The 17,526-nt window shown below is 60.6% G+C and carries 17 protein-coding genes and 3 tRNA genes; 11 read left to right on the top strand and 9 right to left on the bottom strand.

Going from position 1 to position 17,526, the window contains the following annotated elements:
- Positions 1–8 precede the first annotated feature (8 nt).
- The 5 genes from bioD to infA all read right to left on the bottom strand — a co-directional run bounded on the left by bioD (position 9) and on the right by infA (position 3,844).
- Positions 9–728: a dethiobiotin synthase gene (gene bioD / locus L4X63_RS07825; protein WP_250678055.1), complete on the bottom strand. Its 720-nt coding sequence runs from the start codon at positions 726–728 to the stop codon at positions 9–11.
- A gap of 17 nt (positions 729–745) precedes the next feature.
- Positions 746–1,732: a biotin synthase BioB gene (gene bioB, locus L4X63_RS07820; RefSeq protein WP_250678054.1), complete on the bottom strand. Its 987-nt coding sequence runs from the start codon at positions 1,730–1,732 to the stop codon at positions 746–748.
- Between the two features lie 247 nt (positions 1,733–1,979).
- Positions 1,980–2,891 carry an EF-P lysine aminoacylase EpmA gene (epmA, locus tag L4X63_RS07815; protein ID WP_250678053.1) on the bottom strand — a complete coding sequence of 304 codons (912 nt, stop codon included), beginning with the start codon at positions 2,889–2,891 and terminating at the stop codon, positions 1,980–1,982.
- Between the two features lie 2 nt (positions 2,892–2,893).
- The gene (gene efp / locus L4X63_RS07810) at positions 2,894–3,457 is read right to left on the bottom strand and encodes an elongation factor P (RefSeq protein WP_250678052.1); all 564 of its coding nucleotides are present in this window, start codon (positions 3,455–3,457) and stop codon (positions 2,894–2,896) included.
- Between the two features lie 168 nt (positions 3,458–3,625).
- Positions 3,626–3,844, bottom strand: coding sequence for a translation initiation factor IF-1 (gene infA / locus L4X63_RS07805; RefSeq protein WP_012530490.1), 219 nt, complete (start codon positions 3,842–3,844; stop codon positions 3,626–3,628).
- Positions 3,845–4,025: 181 nt separating this feature from the next.
- Here infA and L4X63_RS07800 point away from each other — a divergent pair, with 181 nt between their 5' ends.
- From L4X63_RS07800 to L4X63_RS07765, 8 genes are all read left to right on the top strand, one after another.
- Positions 4,026–4,418 (top strand): hypothetical protein, encoded by a 393-nt coding sequence (locus L4X63_RS07800; protein WP_250678051.1) that lies wholly within the window; start codon positions 4,026–4,028, stop codon positions 4,416–4,418.
- The gene (rlmD, locus tag L4X63_RS07795) at positions 4,411–5,730 is read left to right on the top strand and encodes a 23S rRNA (uracil(1939)-C(5))-methyltransferase RlmD (RefSeq protein ID WP_250678050.1); all 1,320 of its coding nucleotides are present in this window, start codon (positions 4,411–4,413) and stop codon (positions 5,728–5,730) included. The genes L4X63_RS07800 and rlmD overlap by 8 nt, the downstream gene beginning before the upstream one ends.
- A gap of 104 nt (positions 5,731–5,834) precedes the next feature.
- On the top strand, positions 5,835–6,881 hold the full coding sequence (locus tag L4X63_RS07790; RefSeq protein WP_250678049.1) for a tetratricopeptide repeat protein: 1,047 nt from the start codon (positions 5,835–5,837) through the stop codon (positions 6,879–6,881).
- Between the two features lie 33 nt (positions 6,882–6,914).
- Positions 6,915–7,190, top strand: a complete 276-nt coding sequence (locus tag L4X63_RS07785) for an HU family DNA-binding protein (RefSeq protein WP_250678048.1) — start codon at positions 6,915–6,917, stop codon at positions 7,188–7,190.
- Positions 7,191–7,408: 218 nt separating this feature from the next.
- Entirely contained in the window at positions 7,409–9,109 is a 1,701-nt protein-coding gene (locus tag L4X63_RS07780) for a Na/Pi cotransporter family protein (RefSeq protein WP_284694542.1), read from the top strand.
- A complete protein-coding gene (locus L4X63_RS07775; RefSeq protein ID WP_250678047.1) occupies positions 9,084–9,986 on the top strand; it encodes a Ppx/GppA phosphatase family protein in 903 nt (300 codons plus the stop codon). Before L4X63_RS07780 ends, L4X63_RS07775 begins: the two co-directional genes overlap by 26 nt.
- A gap of 165 nt (positions 9,987–10,151) precedes the next feature.
- On the top strand, positions 10,152–10,691 hold the full coding sequence (locus L4X63_RS07770) for a hypothetical protein (protein WP_250678046.1): 540 nt from the start codon (positions 10,152–10,154) through the stop codon (positions 10,689–10,691).
- A 252-nt stretch (positions 10,692–10,943) separates the two neighbouring features.
- Positions 10,944–11,309 (top strand): PAS domain-containing protein, encoded by a 366-nt coding sequence (locus L4X63_RS07765; protein WP_250678045.1) that lies wholly within the window; start codon positions 10,944–10,946, stop codon positions 11,307–11,309.
- Positions 11,310–11,429: 120 nt separating this feature from the next.
- Here L4X63_RS07765 and L4X63_RS07760 read toward each other — a convergent pair.
- Both L4X63_RS07760 and L4X63_RS07755 read right to left on the bottom strand, forming a co-directional pair.
- Positions 11,430–11,505 (bottom strand) — tRNA-Ala (locus tag L4X63_RS07760).
- A gap of 137 nt (positions 11,506–11,642) precedes the next feature.
- A tRNA-Ala gene (locus L4X63_RS07755) sits at positions 11,643–11,718 on the bottom strand.
- A 267-nt stretch (positions 11,719–11,985) separates the two neighbouring features.
- Here L4X63_RS07755 and L4X63_RS07750 point away from each other — a divergent pair.
- From L4X63_RS07750 to L4X63_RS07740, 3 genes are all read left to right on the top strand, one after another.
- Entirely contained in the window at positions 11,986–12,141 is a 156-nt protein-coding gene (locus L4X63_RS07750; protein WP_250678044.1) for a hypothetical protein, read from the top strand.
- A 15-nt stretch (positions 12,142–12,156) separates the two neighbouring features.
- Positions 12,157–14,511, top strand: a complete 2,355-nt coding sequence (locus tag L4X63_RS07745; RefSeq protein WP_250678043.1) for an MMPL family transporter — start codon at positions 12,157–12,159, stop codon at positions 14,509–14,511.
- Between the two features lie 309 nt (positions 14,512–14,820).
- A tRNA-Leu gene (locus L4X63_RS07740) sits at positions 14,821–14,907 on the top strand.
- Between the two features lie 717 nt (positions 14,908–15,624).
- Here L4X63_RS07740 and L4X63_RS07735 read toward each other — a convergent pair.
- Together L4X63_RS07735 and L4X63_RS07730 are read right to left on the bottom strand one after the other, a co-directional pair.
- Positions 15,625–16,605: a hypothetical protein gene (locus tag L4X63_RS07735; RefSeq protein WP_250678042.1), complete on the bottom strand. Its 981-nt coding sequence runs from the start codon at positions 16,603–16,605 to the stop codon at positions 15,625–15,627.
- 149 nt (positions 16,606–16,754) lie between these two features.
- Positions 16,755–17,336, bottom strand: coding sequence for a superoxide dismutase (locus L4X63_RS07730; RefSeq protein ID WP_250678041.1), 582 nt, complete (start codon positions 17,334–17,336; stop codon positions 16,755–16,757).
- Positions 17,337–17,526: the final 190 nt, after the last annotated feature.

Genomic DNA, 17,526 nt, shown 5'->3' with positions numbered 1-17,526 from the left:
CGTGTCAGCTATTCGAACATCTCTCTCAGCATGATGGCGGTGGCGGGATCTTTTTCCAGTTCGCGTACCACCCCCTCGACCACTTCACGGTCGTTGGCTCCCTTCACGTCCGGGAATTCCCCGAGCAGGAGCGCGCCCGAGAGCGAGGAGATCAGGTGGGGAGCGGACTGCTCGGCCTGGTCCGGGTGCTCGGGGAGGCGGTTGACGATGACGCCCTTCACCTCGATTCCCATGGTGCGGGCGGCAAAGGTGGTCAGGAGGGTGTGATTGACGGTTCCCAGGTTCGGCCGGGCGACCACCGCCAGGGGAAGACCCAGCTGCTGGGCCAGGTCGGCCATCAGCAGACCTCCGGCGATGGGGACCATGAGGCCACCCGCCCCTTCCACGATGAGGTAGTCGAAATGCTCCGAAAGCCGTCCGTAGGCTTCCTTGATGACCTTGAAGTCGATCCGGACTCCTTCCAGGGAGGCTGCCAGCGAGGGGGCAAGCGGCGCCTTGAGAAGATACGGCGTGCAGTCGGGCTCGAGCTCGATTTCGGCGCCGAAGGCGAGGAGCTCGGCGTCCTCCGAGACGAGTTTCCCGTCCCGCTCGATGCAGCCGCTGGTGATCGGCTTCATGACTCCGACGGAAAGGCCGCGGTTACTGAGCAGCCGTGCGATTACCGCCGAGGCGATGGATTTCCCTACTCCGGTATCGGTACCGGTAATGAAGATTGCTTTTGCTGCCATGACTTCTCCCTTCCGCTTCAGTGTTCGCACATGACGGTCGAGAGGCCGAGGTCCTCGAACATTTTGAGATCGACGCCGACGTTTCTCCCCAGCGTGGTCAGGTAGTTGCCGATCATGGTGCCGTTGGCTCCGGCGAAGAAGATCCACGATTGCAGGTCGCGCAGGTTCTTTTCGCGGCCGCCGCAGATGGTGATCCGCTTGTCCGGAAGGATGAAGCGGTAGAGCGCGATGGTTTTGAGGCAATCCATGGCGGTGAGGTTGCAGGCTCCCTCAAGCTTGGTGCCGTCGATGGGGTTAAGGAAGTTCATCGGGATGGAATCGACGTCCAGCTCTTTGAGCGTGAAGGCCATTTCGATCCGCTGGGCGACGCTTTCGCCGAGCCCGAAGATCCCGCCCGAGCAGACTTTCACCCCCGCCTTCTTGACGGCGCGGACGGTGTTGACGTCGTCCTGGTAGTCGTGGGTGGTGCAGATGGACGGGAAGAAGCTTTCCGCGGTCTCGAGGTTGTGATGGTAGGTGTCCATCCCGGCTTCCTTGAGCCTGAACGCGGTCTCTTCGTCGATGATCCCGAGCGAGCAGGACGGGAGGATGGTGGTTTCCTTTCGGATGCGGCGAAGCGCGGCCAGGATGTTTTCGAGTTCCTGCCCCTTCACCGTGGTGCCGCTGGTGATGATGCCGTAGCAGGCCGAGCCCATGGTTTCCGCAGCCCTGGCTCCCTCCACCATGGCCTCTTCCTGAACCAGCCCGTACACGGGCGCGTCGGTCTTGTGATGGCTGGATTGGGCGCAAAAGGCGCAGTCCTCGGCGCAGCGTCCGGATTTTGCGTTGATGATGGAGCAGAGATGGACGTCGTTGCCCACGAACTGTTCCTTGATGCGGGTCGCCGCCCGGAAAAGGTCGAAAACGGTGGAGCCTTCGGCCTGGGAAAGGCGCAGCGCCTCCTCCGGGGTGAGGTTTTCTCCCTTGAGTACTTTGTCTGCCATTGCGTTGATGAATTGTTCCATGAATTCCTCCCACCGGTCATGTAGCACGGAGGGAAAGTGTTGTCAACCGCTTCGATGGGGTTGGTTAACGAACGAGGAGGGTGTTGACGTGGGAGGTGTGTTGGTTCGATTCCCCCGCCCCGTGAGGGAGGGGGCTAGGGGGTGGGGGGAGGTGGCCCGAGCGAAGATAGTTGGCGTTAAAGGGAGCGCTAAAATCCCCCCTGTCCCCCCCTCGCAAAGGGGGGAACCACTGTTTGCGAGGTGAGGCTTACAGTTCTTCCTGGGTGAAGGCGACGACGTCGTCGATGCTGCCGGCGTCGAGGAGGACCATGACGAGGCGGTCGATCCCCAGGGCGATGCCGGCCGATTCGGGCATGGAGGGGAGGGCGGCGAGAAATTTCTCGGCCACCGGGTAGCCGGCCTTTCCCATGGCGGCCCGTTCCGCTGCTTCTGCCTCGAAACGTGCCCGCTGCTCGCCGGCATCGGTCAATTCCGAAAAGGCATTGGCGATCTCGAGCCCCCCGATGTAGAGCTCGAAACGCTCGGCGACCGTCGGGTCGTCCTTCTTGAGCCTCGCCAAGGCTCCGCAACTCGCGGGGTAGTCGTAAATGAAGGTGGGAGTGGCGAGACCCAGACGCGGCTCGATCTTCTCCACCATCAGCTCGTCGAAGAGGCCACCTTCGAGGGCCTCTTCCATCCCGATTCCTGCATAACGCCGGAAGGCGTCGCGGACGGTGATCCGTTCCCAGGAAGAAGCTACGTCGATGGTGGCCCCGCGATAGGCGATTCCGGCGGAGCCCGCGGCGGCACGGACCAGCTCCTCGGTCTCCTCCATCAACTGGCGGTAATCGGCCCCGGCCCGGTACCACTCGAGCATGGTGAACTCGCTCAGGTGCCTTACCCCACGCTCTCCTTCCCGCCAGCAGCGGCAGATCTGGTAGATGCGGGGATAGCCCGCGGAAAGCATCCGCTTCATGCAGAGCTCCGGCGAGGTCTGGAGAAACCACCCCGCCGAGGGGATGGCCTCGATCTGGGCCTCGGGCGCGGGTGCAGGAATGCGAAAAGGGGTCTCGACTTCGAGATACCCCTTTTGCTGGAAGAAATTCCTGATGCTGGCTATGATGGCCCCCCGCCCGGCCAGATTGCTCCGCCGCCGGGCCAGGGTCCAGTTTCCGTCCATGCTTATTCCTTGACCCTGGTGGAGTAGTCGCCGGTGCGGGTGTCGATGGTGATCAGCTCGCCTTCCTCGATGAAGGGGGGGACGCGCAGCACGTAGCCGGTCTCGACGGTGGCCGGTTTGGAGTCGGAGCCGGAGGTGTCGCCCTTGACCCACGGGTCGGTCTGCGTTACCCGCAGGTTGACGAAGTTCGGGACGTCGACGCCGATGGCCTTCTCCCTGAAGATCAGCACGTCCACCATCAGGTTGTCGATCAGGTAGTTCTTGGCATCGCCCATGGCGGCTTCGCTGATGTGGATCTGCTCGAAGGTCTCGGTGTCCATGAACACGCAGTGGTCGTCTTCCTGGTAGAGGTACTGCATCCTGCGGTCCTCGAGATGCGCCGGCTCGAAGGTCTCACCGGAGCGGTAGGTCCGGTCCATGGTGAGGCCGCTGATCATATTCTTCATCCTCGTCCGGTAGAGGGCCTGCCCCTTGCCCGGTTTCGCGAAGTCGAAGTGGGTGATGATGTACGGCTCGTTGTCGATGGTGATCTTCAATCCTTTTCTCAGGTCCGCTGCAGTGTACATGTCGCTTCCTTCTTTATGGGTGTAAAATTAACAAATTTAAATACTTGGCGGATTCCCGGGGCAGAGTGCAGGTGAGCCTGTGCTGATCCTTATCGTCCGTTTAATTGCTGAAGCGGGACTCGGAGGAGGGCCGGGACGAACGCCGGTGTCTCTTTTCGGGAGGGCTTGTTATTTGGCGCGATAGGTGATGCGGCCGCGGCTAAGGTCGTAGGGAGAGAGCTCTACGGTTACCTTGTCGCCCGGCAGAATCTTGATGAAGAACTTCCGCATTTTGCCCGAAATGTGCGCGAGCACCATGTGATCGTTCTCCAACTTCACCTTGAACATCGCGTTGGGAAGCGGTTCAATGACCGTCCCTTCGACTTCGATTGCTTCTTCCTTGCTCATTTTTTCTCCTGGCCGTTCATTGGCGTCTTTTCAACAAACAGCAACTTTACAAATAATCATCGGAAAATGCAAGCCGCTTTTATCTTCAGGAGACTTTAACCGCCTCCGTTTCATCGGCTATTTACATCGGCAAGTATAACATGCTAAAAATAACAGGAATTTTCAAGGGGTAGCGTTACTTATGAAAAAACTTGTCCGGGAGGTCCCGCTTTCCAACGGGCTCACCCTTCGCTTCTTCGATGCCAGCCGCCGTTACTTCGGCGACTACCACCAGGTCCGCCTGGAGATCTGCTGCGAGGTCGACCTCACTCCCGACCTCTTCGACGATCCCACCGAATTCGAAACCGCTTCCCGCCTTTTGGGTGCCAAGGTCCAGTTCCTGAAGCAGGTCGAGCACCAGGGGGTCCCGACCGGCGCCGTCTCCGGCACGGTCGAACAGGTCATCCAGCAATTCCTGGATCACTCGGGGCGCTACCTCGATTCCGGCGCCTTTCCCCGCAAGCTCGTTCACTCCGAACTGGCCCGTCTCCGTTCCCGCCGAAAATCTTTCGTTCCGCCCCCCGCGAATGGCTGATATTTCCGTAGCCATAGAAAAGTTATGTTACGGCGGCTCCGGCCTTGGCCGGGTGGAAGGGAAGGCCTGTTTCGTCCCCTTTACCGCCCCGGGAGACCGCGCCCGTGTGCGGGTGGTGAAGGAGAAACGCTCCTACCTGGAAGGGGAGCTTGTCGAGCTCGAGGTCCCCTCCGCGCTGCGCACGGCTCCTCCCTGTCCCCTGTTCGGTGTCTGCGGCGGCTGCGATTGGCAGCATCTTCCCTATCCGGAGCAGGTGACCCAGAAGGGGGAGATCTTTGCAGAAAGCCTCCGCCGTATCGGGAAACTCGGCGAGGTGGAGATCCTCCCCGTCATCGCCTCCCCGAACGCCTTCGGCTACCGCTCCCGCATTCAGATCAAGATCGCCCGCGAAGCCGGCGTCTTGCAGACCGGTTTTTTCATGACCGGTTCCCACAAGGTCGTCGATTGTCCGCAGGGGTGCCCGATCGCCCACCCGCTCCTTAACCGGATGACCTCTGAGCTTAGGCCGCTGCTGGCCGGCCTCGCGGAGGCGCGTTTCATCCCGCAGATCGACCTCTCCATAGGGGATGACGAGCAGGGGCTTGCCGTGGTGCATTACCGCGGGGGAGACGCCGGTGCCCTGGCGAGACGGCTCAGCGCGGCCCGCGCCGATCTCCCGTCCATCGGCGGCCTCTTGTTGCGCAAGGGCGAGCGGGGAGCGCCGGAGCCGGTGTTCGGCATCGAGGCGCTGCGCTACCGGATCCCGGCCGGCCTTTTGAACGGCCGCGACGAGCTGGTGCTTCGCTTCAGCCGCGGCGGTTTCTCGCAGGTGAATTATCTCCAGAATCTCCAGCTGATCCGGACCGTGGTCCAGTGGGCCGCCTTGAGCGGGGGAGAGCGGGTGCTCGATCTTTTCTGCGGCAACGGGAATTTTTCCCTGCCGCTTGCGGGCTTCGCCCGGGAGGTCGTCGGGGTGGAAGGGTACGCCCCCTCCATCGAGGATGCCGTGGCCAACGCCGCCGCCAACGGTGTCGCCAACGCCTCTTTCCGGGTGAGCGACGTCGCGGCCGCGGTGAGAAAACTGGCCAGCCGGGGAGAGCGCTTCGACCTGGTGGTCCTCGATCCTCCCCGGGCCGGGGCGGAGGCTGCCGGAGAGATCGCCCGGCTGAGACCGGCGCATATTATATATGTCTCGTGCGACCCGGCTACCCTGGCCCGCGACCTGGGAACCTTGTGCGCCGGCGGCTACCGGGTCGTGCGGTCGCAGCCGGTGGACATGTTCCCGCAGACCTATCATCTGGAAAGCGTGACGGAGCTTGTCCTGGCCGATTGAGGAGGGGAATCCCATCCTCGTCCTGGCCCTCCCCTCGAAGGGGAGGAAACGCGATGCTGTCCTGCACATTTTTAATACCAATCAAAATAACGAGGGGGAGTCTGATGTCTTTTTTTTCCAAACTGTTCGGTGGCAAGAAGGACCACAAGAGCCTGATGGCCAAAGCGGAGAAGTATCTCGCCGGCGAGCGTTACGCCGACGCACGCATCGATTTCGAGGAGGCGCTTGCCTGCTGCCCCTCCGACGCGGCCGCCGATCGCGACGCCATCCTCAACGGCATGAGAATCGCCGGTGACCGTCTCGGCGAACTGAACATCGAGGAAGGGGACCACTGCGCACGTGCGGGCGATCTTGAAAAGGCGTCCAGCCACTACACCCTCGCCTGCGAATTGGCCTCCGGCGAAGAGGTGAAGGGGGTGGCGCGCCAGAAAATGCAGAAACTTGGTCAGCAGGCTGCCCAGCCGGCACCGGTCAAGGAAAAGAGCCAGGGGCATGCCCACGGCGGAGCTGCGTGCGGCTCCTGCAAAGACGATCGCCGGGAGGAACTTCCTCCCGATCACTCGGTCCAGCTCGATATTTCCGAGGAGGAGCGTTTCTCCCTCCTGGTGCAGCCCCTACCTGGCGATCTTCCGCAACGTTACGCCACTTTGGGGAGCGAATTTATTAAAGCCTACCTACTTATTCATGATGGGAACGACCCTCAGGCGCTTAAAATCCTAAAGGAAATGCTAGTTTCTGGCGATAACGACATTGTCATCTACGAGATCGCTCTTATAATGTATAGGGCAGGGAACATTCATGAGTGTGAGCGGCTGCTCGGGCGTTCTCTCGAATTGAGCCCCCGGAACCCCGCCACCCACCTCGCACTCGTTCACCTGCTCGCCGATACCGGGAGGCATACCCTGGCTATCGAGGCGACCGAGAAGATGATCGAAATGGACATCCTGACCGAAACGGCACAGCTGATGCTCGGCGATCTGCTCCACAATGCCGGGGAGGAAAACGCGGCTTTGGACGCCTGGTCCAAGCTGGTGGCCAACCCGTTGTGGGCCAAGGCGGCGGCCGAGCGGCTCGTGCCGGTTTTGAGCAGTCAGGGGCGCCAGGAGGAAGCGAAATTCCTCGCCAAAAAGTACCTAAAAGGGTGTTGTTAGCACCATTTAAATGGGGAAAGCAGGAGGACGGCCATGAACAAGTCGGAACTGATCGAGACTCTCGCCGCAAAAAAGACCCTCTCCTTCAAAAAGGCGGAGGAAGTAGTCAACACCGTCTTCAACTCCATGACGGAAGCGCTTCTTTCCGGGGACCGGATAGAAATCAGGGGCTTCGGTAGTTTCGTGGTCAAGGAGTATGAGGCGTATACCGGCAGGAACCCCAAGACCGGCGAGTCGATCTCGGTGAAGGCGAAGAAGCTTCCCTTCTTCAAGGTCGGAAAGGAACTCAAAGAGAAAGTTTCCGGGTAACGGACCAACGCCTGATATAGGTTGAGATAGGGGTGGCGGCATGGCCGTCCACCGCCTGCGGCGCCGCTCGCCCCAGGTTCCCGTACCCAGGCCGCCTCCATCGATACCTGCTTTTTTTTGGCGGGCGCCTCGTTGCTCCTTTACCGGGGGCCTTGGCGCCCGCTTTGTTATGGCACCCGCGTTACACTCATGAAGATGGCAGCAAAAGGGTCAGCGCCTTGAAATTACCCGATATCGACCTCAATCTGCTCTTCACCGCCTTGGGCGGCTTGGCCCTCTTCGTCTACGGCATGCGGACGATGTCGGAGGGGTTGCAAAAAGCCACTGGCGAACGCCTGCGCAGACTGCTGGAGCGGGGGGCGGGAAACCGGCTGACCGCTCCTCTCATCGGTTCCTGTCTCTCCTCGCTGCTGCAGTCCGGCAGTGCCGCCTCGGTTCTCGTAGTGGGGCTCGTCAACGCCGGTCTCCTTTCTCTTTACCAAGCCCTCGGTGTGCTCCTCGGCACCGGGATCGGCACCACCCTCGCCATCCAGTTCATCGCCTTCCGCGTCTCGGAGGTAGCCCTCCCCGCCATCTGCCTTGGTGTTCTTCTTTCCTTCTTCTCCCGCCAAAGAAGGGTCGCCAACTTCGGCATCCTTCTTCTGGGGATCGGGCTGGTCTTTTTCGGACTCTCCATGATGGAGGAGGCGTGCCTTCCGCTGAGAAACAGCGCGCTTTTGGCGGGGCTGCAGCAAAACCTCCTCTCCCTGCGGCTGATGGCGGTGCTGCTCGGCGCCCTGATCACCTTCCTGGTTCAGTCCGGCAGCGCCACCCTGGGTCTGGTCATCGCCCTCTCCTCCGCGGGGGTGATCCCGTATGACGGCGCCATCGCCATGGTGGTGGGGGAGGTGCTCGGCGCCTCTCTCATCCCGCTCATCGCCTCGATCGGCGGCAGCCAGACGGCCAAACGCGCCGTGGTCATCTACCTCGCCATCAACGGTGCGGCGATCTCGCTGGCCCTGATCTTCTTCCCGTTTTTCCTGCGGGCGGTCGACTTCGTTTCGCCGGGAAACCTGGCGGAGTGGCACCGGGCCGCCGTCTCCCAGGGGTTGGATGGATCGGTACACCCCGGCATGGCCCGGCACCTTGCCAATGCCCATACCTTGTTTACCGTTTCCAGCGCGGTGATCTTCCTTCCCTTGATAGGCTTCTTCGCCCGCTCCGCAGAGACCCTGCTCCCGGCCCGCCGCGCCGAGAGCGAGCCCAGGCCGCGTTTCATCGACATTAGGGTGATCAAGACCCCGACCATTGCGCTGGCCCAGGCCTGGATGGAGCTCGGGCGCATGTTCGAGTTGTCGCTCGCCATGTACCGCGAGCTCGTTTCCCTCTTCGACGGCTACGATCCCAAGGTGGCCTCCTCGATCCGGGACAAGGAACTGGTGCTCGACGTGCTCAACCGCGACCTGTCTCAGTTCCTGATCGCCCTTTCCCGCGAGAAGCTGTCGGTTGAACGCGCGGTGGAGATTCCCGCCATGCTCCAGATGGTCAACCAGATCGAGTCGGTGGGGGATCAGGTCGAGCGGGTACTGGATTATGTGGTCCGCAAGAAGGAGGAGCGGCTTCGTTTCTCCGGCACGGCCATGGACGAGATCAAGCGCTTTGCGGCCAAGGTCGGGGAGGCGGTGCTTCTCGCCAACGAGGTACTTCAGGATAAGAGCGAGGGAAAAGAGCTACACGAGCTGAAAGGAGCCCTGGCCGCCCTGGAGGCGGAGCTGCACCAAAGCCACCTGCGGCGGTTGAAAAGCGGGAAATGCGGAATCGTCGCCGGGCTGCTATTTAATGACATGGTCGCGAGCTTTGCCACCGTTGCCCGGCTGAGCTGCTCGGTGATCGATGAGAAGAGGGGATTGAGCGATGGATCGGCCGGTAGCAGCGATTGACCTGGGAACCAACACCGCCCGTCTGCTGATCGCCGATCGCGATCCCTACCGGGTGCTCCTTTTGAAGAGGATCATCACCAGGCTGGGGGGCGGCTTCACCCGCGAGCGCGGGCTTTCCGCGGAGGCCGAGGGGCGCACGGTCGCGGCCCTTAAGCTGTTTGCCGGGGAGCTGGAGCGCCACCGGGTCGGGAAGGTGAGGGCGGTGACCACCAGTGCGGTGCGGGATGCCGCCAACGGCACCGAATTCTGCCGGAGGGTGGAGCGGGAGACCGGGATCCGGCTCGAAGTGATCGACGGGGCCGAGGAGGCCCGCCTCACGCTGGTAGGAGTCGGCTCTATCCTGGATGACCGCGAGGGGGACGTGGCGGTTTTCGACGTAGGGGGAGGAAGTACCGAGTACACCCTGGCCCATGGCGGCGAGCTCGTCTTCTCCCGCAGCCTTCCGATCGGCGTGGTGAGGCTCACCGAGGGAAAGCCGGGGCCTGCCGAGATGGCGGACAAGATCGAACGGGAACTTGCCCGTTTCCGGGTGGAGCTCGAAGGGGAGGGGTTCGGCGAGCGCTTTGGCCGGGCGGCCCTGGTCGGGACCGCCGGGACCGCCACCTCGCTGGGAGCCATCCAGCTCTCCCTGACCGACTTCGACTACCGCAAGCTCAACAACCACGCCGTCCCTCTCGCCGAGGTGGAGAGGATTTACCGGCAGCTCCTTCCTTTGACCCCGCAACAGCGCCTCGCTGTCCCCGGTTTGGAGCCGGGGCGGGAGGAATTGATCGTGGCCGGCCTTTTGGTGGTGCTGGCAACCATGAGGAACTTTGGCTTCGGTTCCTTCAAGATCAGTGACTCGGGACTCCTCGAAGGAGTCCTCCTAAAGTTGTAGTATCGGCTGCCGATAACAAACCCACCGGTGATACTCGCAGGGATACTCTTTCCCAACTTCACAAAAGATATTGCTTGCCCCGCTGAGCGCCAACCAATATAATCAGGCTCCCTTCCAAGTATCCCTCTGCCCTGACCGGCATTATTAATCTTCACAGGAGTCAGAATGAGACATAAGATTCGTACCCTGCTTGTTGCCGTCCTAGCCTTTGCCCTTTATGCAGTTCCCGCTCATGCCGAGGGGGGACTCTCTCTGTCTTTCGGAAGGCCGGACGCCACCAAAGTAGATACCGATCTCACCCCCTCCGAGCAGGATATCAACTCCAAATCGCAGCTCCCCAAGCCTTCCTCCCTCCAGGGAGCTGGTAAGGGCGACGCAGCTACCAGCGGCGGATCCCGGACTCTCCCGCCCAGGCCGCCGGTCAGCTATACCTACGGCCGCTCCGATACCTCGCGGATGGTTCCTCCCCCGCCGCAGTCCGCCCCCTACGTCCCGAGCAACGAGCAGCTGGCCATCCAGATCACCAATCTCCGTTTGAACGTCCTCGGCCTCAACCGCGACATGACCAACGTGAAGAAAGAGATCCGGAAGATGAAGATGTCCATGGTGGCCCGTAAGCCGCGGAGTAAGACGGTAGTGGCAAGCGCCAGGGTGGCCAAGCGCAAAGCGAAGGCCCGGGCCGCCCAGGTCAAGGCCGTCAACTAGGCCGCCGTTGTTTATACTTAAAAAGACCCGCCCCGGATGAAGGGGGCGGGTCTTTTTCTTTCCTCTCCTCGCCGGCATCTCCCGCTTTCCGGCGCGCCCCCTAAACAGTCCCCTCTCCACTCCTCTAACACCGGTTTCCCTTGTCTCTGCCTCCCCGAGAAAAGAACCCAGCAACAGGGTAAATCGGGCTGAGCAGCATCTTTTCCCCTCCTCCAAATCCATTGTTTCCGGCGCCCCGGCTGCACCCTTTCATTGGGCGGCGCCCTCTTTGAAGCGGTACCCGACCCCTGTCTGGTCCTCGACTGCGAGTTCGTGATCGTCGCGGCCAACGAGGCCTACCTGAAGGCCACCTTGACCTTCCGGGAGGAGATCGTCGGCCTCGGCATCCACGAGGTGTTTCGCGACCTGGTGGGGGAAGATGGAACCGCCCTGGCCGACCTTACCGCATCCTTGCGGCGCGTGGTCCAGACCAGGCAGCCGGATACCATGCCGGTGACGAGGTTCGACATCGAGGTTCCCCATCTGCTCCGCTCGGTACTGGAGAATCTGCTCGGTAACGCCTACAAGTATTCGGCGCAAAAGAAACAGGCGGTGGTTGAGTTCGGCAGCGAGCAGTGATCCGGGGAACGGCTCTTCTTCGTCAGGGACGGAGGTAAGGAAGGAGGCGCCGTAAGGGAGGGAAGGGGATGGGCACAAAAAAAGGGATAAGGCGTTAACCTTATCCCCTGTTTTTGTTTTTGGTGGAGCTGATCAGGATCGAACTGACGACCTCTTGAATGCCATTCAAGCGCTCTCCCAACTGAGCTACAGCCCCATCGAAGGTACTACATTGTGAAACAGTGTCTGTCAGGGAAGGTCCCGTACAGTTTGAAACAGCTTACCGGCGGCAGAAGCCGTTCCGGCGGGCGCAAAAAAAAGGATAGGCCGTTACCCTATCCCTTGATTTTGTTTTGGTGGAGCTGATCAGGATCGAACTGACGACCTCTTGAATGCCATTCAAGCGCTCTCCCAACTGAGCTACAGCCCCATCTAAGGAGCCCAACTTATAGCAAACGGTTGCTTCTCCGTCAATACTTTTTCTTCACGGGTCCTGAAAATTTTTTGCAGCCAGGGGATGGCTGCGAGTCCGTAGAGCCCCATCCAGCGCGGTTTCGGGAGGTTAGGCTAGATGTGAAGGGCAGGAGCACAAGTTAGAGGGATAGGGCAAAGCTGCCACGAATGATACTTGATTAATATGTACTAATAGAGTAAAGCTAGCAGCACTAACCTCACCTAATGGAGTGCCCGTCACCATATGTTAGCCACCGTTCTCTCGGCTGCCCAGACCGGAATTCAGCGCCACCTTCACTGGATCTACAGGATCACTACGAAGAGACCGGCGGCCGTTTGCGCCATCTGCTGTCTGGTCTTTGCCCTCTCCTGTCTCGCCATCGCCAGGATCGAATTTTAGGCGGACATTTTCCGGATGTTTCCGCAGAGCGGGCCGCTTTCTCTGTTCATCGATATCATGCGCTGGACCGGGAGCTCCGGAAACACGTACTTCCTCCTGGAGGGGGATAAGGAGCAGGTGATCCAGGAGGCGGCGGTTTTCGCCCGGAAGCTGAAAGAGCTCAAGGTCGATGGTGCTCCCGCTTTCACGAAGGTCAAGTATACGGTTTCCGACCCCAGCGAACTGCAACCGCTGACCGGGTTTTTGTCCTACGCCGTCTGCCATCCGCAACTATTTGTGGCGCCTGCCGACGTTGCGTCGTATCTTGAGCTCCTCTCTGCCGGCGGGATCGAAAGCTCGCTCCGGAAGGCAACGGTAGAGCTTGCCACTCCCGGCGCCTTTTCCGGCCTCATCCGGGTCGATCCGCTGTACCTGCGGAACCTGATACTGCCCCGGCTCAAGGCTGCTTCCGAATCTCTCGCCTTCGATCCCTCGTCACCCTACTTCCTTTCCCGCGATGGCAGAGTCCTCGTCATGATTGCGCGGCCCGCGCGGCCGGTGACCGATCTTGACTTCGCCAGAAACCTCGTTGCCGGCATCGATGCCGCCCGCCGCGGCTCCCCGGTCGCTATCACCTGTGCCGGTGCCCATCTCAGCGCGGTGACGGACGAGGCCGAGATGAAGAAGAACGTGGTTGAGGGAGTCATCTTCTCGCTGGCCATCGTGCTGGGACTCTTCTACGCCGTCTACCGGCGGTTTTTGCCTACCCTCCTGATACCGGTGATCCTCGTTTTCGGTGTCGTCGTTGCGGTTGCCGTGGGCGGGGTGATCTACCGCTCGATGAGCGTAATCTCCTTTGCTTTCGCCTCCCTCATAGTCGGCATCGGCACCGATTATTCCATTCACCTGTATGACCGCTTCCACTTCGAGAGGTTCTCCGGATGCTCGTTGGAAGAGGCGGTCCGCCTCGCGGTGGTGGATACCGGGCATGCTCTCTTTACTGCGGCAACGACTACCGCCATACCGTTTATTGCCCTGGCATTTTCCGGCGTCCGGGTCCTGGCAGAGCTGGGACTTCTGGTAGGCCTCGGCGTGGTTTTTTCCATGTACGCCACCCTGTTTTTCTTGCCGCCGCTGCTCGTTTTTATGGAAAAAAGGCACCCTCTGAAGGTCTATCGCCCCCTCCCGGCCTTCGGTCTGCGTTACGTCTGGAAGCTGGCGAACCGCCACCCCAGGAAGCTCGTTTTCGGCTGTGTCGTGGTGGCCGTCTCCTTACTGGCCTGCGCCACCAGAATTAAATTCGAGGGGGAACTGAAGAACCTGCAGCCGAAATCGTCGGAGGCGTTCCGGACCCAGGAAAAATTGGAAAAGCATCTCGCCATCAGCCCGAAGGAGATGATTGTGGCTGTCGAGGGGAAAGACCTGGCTCAGGTGGTTTCCGGCGGCGGCAAGGTGGTCACCCTTGCCGGACGTTACAAGCGGAAAGGAGAGCTGGTGGCATACGGTTCCCTTCTCGATGTCATCAACGGCAGCGGGAGCGAAGAAAAGGTGATTGCAGCTCTTCGGCGGTCTCCGGAAACGAGGGAGGTGGCGGCGCGCCTGGAGCGGGCGCTGGCCCAGGAGGGTTTTGCCGTGGAGGCCTTCTTGCCGTATGTAAGGAGTCTCGCCACCCTGCACAACCCGCCTGTTACCTCATTTGCAGAAGGCGTCCAGCACCTCTCCGATTCCCCTTTCCGCGGGATCATGGACCGCTATCTCGCCCATGATCCCGCCGGGTACCACCTCCTCACCCATCTCGACTACCGCGGAAGCGAGTTTAACCGGGGGCAGTTTCTGAACGAACTACAGAGGGAGGTTCCGCAGGCTCGTGCCACGGGGATCGATCTAGTGAGCGAGCAACTGACGGCATCGGTAAAGGAAACCTTTGTCTGGGCGGTAATCTGGGGCCTGGGTATGGTCCTTGTGCTGCTCCTGATGCATTTCAACTCCCTACCGGGTATCCTGTACTCCCTGTTTCCTCTGGTATCGGGGGTGATCGCCATGTTGGGAGTGATGGCTGTCACCGGCAGCGCCCTGAACTTCATGAATGTGATGGTGCTGGTTACCATCCTTGGCATGGGGAGTGACTGTGGGCTCCACATAGGGCACCGGGTCCGGAACTGCCGACATGAGGAGTACCAGGAGCGCTTCGTGCAGTCGGCACGGGCTGTCCTACTCTCCGCATTCACTACCATCGCCGGTTTTGGCTCCCTGGCCCTGACCGATTATGCTGCGATGGCGTCGATAGGTTCGGCGACCAATATCGGAGTAATCGCCACGACTCTCTTTACCTTGGCAGCCGTGCCTTCCTTGATCTCCCTTGTCTCCACGCCGCGAAGAAGGCGGGACTGAGTCTCCTGTTATCCCTTTTCCCGGTAACCCTCCATCATGGGCGATAATACCGGCAGTAGGGGAATCAATGTCCTGGCCTGGAGGGCAACGATGGCGGCCTTAGCCGTGAGTGTCAGCCCATGTTAGCTTGGTTGCTATGGCTGCCGGGCCGCCGGATTGATCGCGCCTTTATCAAAGTTTCTTGACGGCTTCACATTTTCGCGATATAAAACGTTCTCTTCAAGAGGAGCCGAGACCGCAGGGATGAAGCGGTAGGAATGCTCACAAACGGTTGACAGAGACGTCAACTGAAACAGATACACCCCCTTTGCCGGAGTGGTGAAATTGGTAGACGCACTGGACTCAAAATCCAGCGGGGGCAACCCCGTGTCGGTTCGACCCCGACCTCCGGCACCACCACAAAATCGAGCACCCAGCCAACTGGCCGGGTGCTTTTTTTTTTGCACCTTCTGCATTGCGGGGCGGGAGCGGCAGGCCGCCACTTCCGCCCGCTGATCTTCCCTACGCGGTCCCCTTTTTGGGGGGGCGCGCCGTTGGCTGGTTCTAGGGGAATAAGAATAAACCGGGGGATTTTATCTTATTTCCGCCGACCTTAGCTTAAATCCTGCGGATCTAAGCTTGAAACGGAGGTTTTGGAGGAATGATGAGTGGTTACCGACAAGAATCGCGCCACCCTCGCGCTCAATCGACGGGAAATGTCAGCCGGAGGGCTTCCGGGCCAATAAAATGTCTGTTTTAAGCTTAAATCCGCCGGAATAAGCTTAAGTCCGGCGGAATAAGCTTAAGTCCGCGCGAATAAGCTTACGTCCGCTGGAATAAGCATAAGTCCGCTGGAATAAGCTTATCCCCAGGGGAATAAAGCTAACTTCTCTGGGGGAAGCTTACGAGGAGGGAATTGGCGCGAACGCACCGGGAAATTGATTACTGCTGCTCAACGGTAGGGGGCGGGCGTCGGGAGGACGCAGGAGGATGCGATGAAACGGCAGAGTGGAGCGAACGCAGCCGTGGTGGTGCCTTTTCGCCTCGGTGTAGTCCGCGGGGGTAGCCAAAAAAGAAAGGGCGTTCTCCTCGCGGGGAAGGCCCTTCCTTTTTGGTTTTCGAAGATGGAGACGGCTAGAAACGGAAACCGAGGCCGCCTAAAATGATGTCGGTGTCGCGGTCGTTACTGGTTACCAGCCGGTTCCAGGAGGCGCGCAGGAACCAGTGGGGGGTGAACCGGTAACTGCCGGAAATGGTCAGCAGGAGCCCGACGGGATCGACCTCATGGTCGGCGGGACGGTGGTAGTGACCGATGTCGAAATAGGGCCCCGCGCCGCCGGCCACCGAGAAAAGACCCTCCAGCAATGGCTGGCTGGCCCAGATCTGGGTGATCAGTCCGTCACGCCTCACCAGGCGGTTGTCTCCCTCGTAGAGCCCTTCCAGGGTCCAGTCGACGTGCCGCGACAGCCGGCGCCGGTATTCCACCGCGGCGGCGATCGAGTGCTGGGAGCTGAAGCTGTTGACGATAGTCTGGCCGAGGAAGAAGGTGATCTCGTTTTTGAGCTCCTCGCTTCTTGCCAGCTCCGCGCTGACCGGTTCCAGGTTGGGATCGAAGTGATAGCCGATCCCCCCGAGCACGGAGACGGTGTCGAAGCTGCTTCCCGCCTTCACCCAGTTGCTCCGCAGCTCGAATATCAGGTCGTTGTCGAAATGCCAGGCGGCGGCGAGACTCATCATCGCCTTCAACCCGTGATCGTTGGAGAACCCCTTCGGGGTCGGCTCCCGCTTGGTGTCCAGGTAGAAGTAGGGCCCGACCGCCGCGCCCAAGGTCAGGCGGTAGTTCAGGAGCTCGGTCCGCCCCCAGAACTGGACGGTGTAGCCGTCCCGGTGGTGCCCGTCGATGTGCCCCTCGTTGAGGTAGGAGGTTCCGGCGGCGAGGTGCTTCAGGAGGTCCTGCCGGTATTCGAGCTGCCATGAATAGGAGTTGGCGGTCGGGTCGGACGACTGCATGAGCCCTCCGAGGGCGTAGAGCTCGGAGGCCCGGACCGGGGCAGGGGAGACGAGGGGGGCGCAAAGAATGGCGACGGCGATGATGGTTTGGAGTACGCGTCTCATAAGGCACCGGCTGTGGGTAGTGGGGGGCCGCTTCAAGGGCGGGCCCTGTCTGGAGAGGACCGTTCCGAGTGGGGGCATTTGCTCCAGGTTGAAAGGGAATCCCCTCTGGCCCTGTGCCGGGGGGGATTCCTCGTTCCGTGTTGGCGAGCTTATTTCAGGCGCTGCTCGACCACGTCCCAGTTTACATTCTTGAAGAACGAGGCGATGTAATCGGCCCGCTTCAGGCCGTAATCGGTGAGGAAAGCGTGCTCGAAGACGTCCATGATCAAAAGCGGCTGGCAGCCGGAAGGGTGCCCGGTGTCGTGCTCGTTGATCCAGAAGTTCTGCAGGGCGCCGTTGGTCAGGTCCTGGTACAGGATGGCCCAGCCGATTCCCCTCATGGCACCGGTGGCTTTGAAGTCCTGGAGCCACTGGTCGTAGCCTCCGAAGGACTTCCTCATGGCGGCGCCGAGCTTTCCTTCCTGGTTCAGCTGGTTCTTCCCGCCGAGGTTCTCGAAGTAGTATTCGTGCAGCCGCATGCCGTTGAATTCCCATCCCAGCCTGCGTTTGGTCTCGGCGTACTCCGGCGATGCCCCTTTTCCATCCTGGTTCATCTTGGAAAGAAGCTCGGTGAGGGCGTTGGTGTTCTTCACGTACCCCTCGTAGAGGGTGAAGTGGTTTTTCAGGAGGGTTTCGCTGAATCCTTCCATCCCGATCAATTTCTGGAAATCTTTCGCCTGGTAAGCAGTCATGGTGCTCTCCTTTTCCACTCGTTGTATTGGATGCAGTAATAAGCCTCCCGTGGCCGGACCGGGAACCGGTGCGGTGTGGGTGAGGCACGTCAGCCGTCCGTAATTTCGTGCGTGAAGTCGATGTCGGGCCGTAGGGGGCCGGCCGGGGTGAGGCGGGCGATTATTGGGCAAGTTTACACGCTGCCCGGAG

This window comes from Geomonas sp. Red32, assembly GCF_023652955.1.
In the GTDB taxonomy this organism is placed as follows: Bacteria; Desulfobacterota; Desulfuromonadia; order Geobacterales; family Geobacteraceae; genus Geomonas.
This window is presented reverse-complemented; position numbering and strand designations above follow the sequence as displayed.